General features: G+C 68.4%; 1 protein-coding gene. It reads right to left on the bottom strand.

Going from position 1 to position 452, the window contains the following annotated elements; translation table 11 throughout:
* Positions 1–438, bottom strand: a 438-nt coding sequence (locus J5M57_RS28520; RefSeq protein ID WP_207938549.1) for a Clp protease N-terminal domain-containing protein, incomplete at its 3' end; no start/stop codon positions are given.
* Between the last annotated feature and the right edge of the window lie 14 nt (positions 439–452).

Raw genomic sequence — 452 nt, 5'->3', positions numbered from 1 at the left:
CTTCACCACGTCGTCGAGCGCCACCGACGTGATGCCGCTCGGCACGCGCTGCTGCAGCCAGCGGCGCGTCAGATCCTCGTCGAGCCACGCGAGCAGCAGGTGGCCGGAGCGCACCTTGCCCGCGCGCGCCGCGATCTGGCTCCAGATGACGGCCGGCCCCACGCTGCGCTCCAGCGAGCTGGAGATGTCGCGCAGCGAGTCGCCGCTCACGTCGAAGCCGTCGAGCGCCTTCTCCATGCGGCGCTTCGCTTCGCCGGCATCGCTGCCGAACAGTTCGAACAGCCGCGCGAGATCGCTCTGCTCGCGCTGCAGCAGGCACAGCGCCCAGTGATCGAGATCGATGAAGGCGTGCCGACGCGATCGGCCCAGCGCCGTCGCATCGACAAGGGCCGCATAGGTCGTGCGGCCGAGACAGTTGAATATGCGTTCGCGATTCACGTCTAGTCCCGAAA

The sequence above is a fragment of the Pseudomonas sp. 86_A genome (assembly GCF_017491705.1).
In the GTDB taxonomy this organism is placed as follows: Bacteria; Pseudomonadota; Gammaproteobacteria; order Pseudomonadales; family Pseudomonadaceae; genus Aquipseudomonas; species Aquipseudomonas koreensis.
The sequence above is the reverse complement of the archived record's forward strand: the minus strand, read 5'-3'. Positions and strand labels throughout refer to the sequence as shown.